The sequence below is a fragment of the Cellulomonas algicola genome (genome assembly GCF_003851725.1).
Lineage (GTDB): Bacteria > Actinomycetota > Actinomycetes > Actinomycetales > Cellulomonadaceae > Cellulomonas > Cellulomonas algicola.
In genome coordinates this window covers 1-1,588 of the sequence record NZ_BHYL01000349.1, presented here as the reverse complement: position 1 = coordinate 1,588, position 1,588 = coordinate 1, and the positions used below count along the sequence as shown (strand labels likewise).

Genomic DNA, 1,588 nt, shown 5'->3' with positions numbered 1-1,588 from the left:
CGGCGGAGGGGGCCACGGGCACGCCGTCCGGCGCGGGGACCGCCGGTGCGGAGCCGGTCGCGCCGCAGGCGGCGGAGGCCCAGGCGGTGGCCGGGCTGCACCCGTCGCCGCTCGCGGTGTCCGACGGGCCGCGCGGCGAGGGTGCGCAGGCGGTGCTGCGCGGCGGCACGTGGGTCGGCATCCTCGAGCGCCTCGCGGTGACGGGGTGCTTCCTGGTCGGGGAGGCCGGGGGCATCGCCGTCGTCGTCGCGGTGAAGGGCCTCGGCCGCTACCCGGAGCTGCGCGAGAACCCCGGGGCGTCGGAGCGGTTCGTCATCGGCACGCTCGCCTCGCTCCTGTGGTCCGCGGCGGTCGGGTTCGTGGCGGCCTGGACGCTCACCCTCTGACGCGTCCCGACGGGCGACCGGCGGCCGCGACGGGCCGGGACGTGCGCGCACGGTAGGATGGTCGGCGGTCTGCGGCCTGCCCGGGCCACGCGACAGCCCAGGTGCATCCGCGCCGGCCGGTGGGCGCGTCCCGGCGGCGCCGCGCATCCTCCCGAACCCACGACAGGAAGCGACGACTGTGGCGACCACGAACGACCTCAAGAACGGCACCGTGCTGCGGATCGACGGGCAGCTGTGGACCGTCGTCGAGTTCCAGCACGTCAAGCCCGGCAAGGGCGGCGCGTTCGTCCGCACCAAGCTGAAGAACGTCCTCTCGGGCAAGGTCGTCGACAAGACGTTCAACGCCGGCCTGAAGGTCGAGACGGCGAACGTCGACAAGCGCGACTACCAGTACCTGTACAAGGACGGCGACGAGTTCGTGTTCATGGACACGGACACGTACGACCAGATGCACGTCTCGGCGGCCACGGTCGGCGACGCCGCGAACTTCCTGCTCGAGAACCAGAGCGCGCTGATCGCGACGAACGAGGGCGTGCCGCTGTACGTCGAGCTCCCGCCGTCGGTCGTCCTCGAGGTCACGTACACCGAGCCGGGCCTGCAGGGCGACCGTTCGTCGGCGGGCACCAAGCCCGCGACGCTCGAGACGGGCTACGAGATCCAGGTGCCGCTGTTCCTCGAGGCGAACACCAAGGTCAAGGTCGACACCCGCGACGGCAGCTACCTGGGCCGCGTGAACGACTGACGTGGGAGCACGCACCAAGGCTCGCAAGCGGGCCCTCGACGTCCTCTTCGAGGCCGACCAGCGCGGGCTCGACCCGGTGACGCTGCTCGCGCAGCGCATCGCCGAGCCGGGCACCGAGGCGGCGCTGCCGCAGTACTCGGTCGAGCTCGTCGAAGGGGTCGTCGCCCACCGCGAGCGGATCGACGAGCTGCTCGCGACCCACGCGCACGGGTGGACGATCGAGCGGATGCCTGCGGTCGACCGTGCGCTGCTGCGGCTCGGCACGTGGGAGGTGCTCTTCAACGACGACGTGCCCGACGCGGTCGCCGTGGACGAGGCCGTGGAGCTGGCCCGGTCGCTGTCGACCGACGACTCGCCGGCGTTCGTGAACGGCCTCCTGGGCCGGATCGTCGACCTGAAGCCGACGCTGCTCGCCTGAGCCGAGCCGCCCCGGAGGACCGCCCGACGGCCCGCCGCGACC

The 1,588-nt window shown here is 73.0% G+C and carries 3 protein-coding genes; all 3 read left to right on the top strand.

From position 1 onward, the window contains the following. Positions 1–386 (top strand): hypothetical protein (locus CTKZ_RS18695; RefSeq protein ID WP_235843557.1); only part of this gene is annotated, 386 nt, incomplete at its 5' end. 178 nt (positions 387–564) lie between these two features. Next, a complete protein-coding gene (gene efp / locus CTKZ_RS18690) occupies positions 565–1,128 on the top strand; it encodes an elongation factor P (protein ID WP_124344336.1) in 564 nt (187 codons plus the stop codon). Between the two features lies 1 nt (position 1,129). Next, a complete protein-coding gene (nusB, locus tag CTKZ_RS18685; RefSeq protein ID WP_124344335.1) occupies positions 1,130–1,546 on the top strand; it encodes a transcription antitermination factor NusB in 417 nt (138 codons plus the stop codon). Positions 1,547–1,588 lie beyond the last annotated feature (42 nt).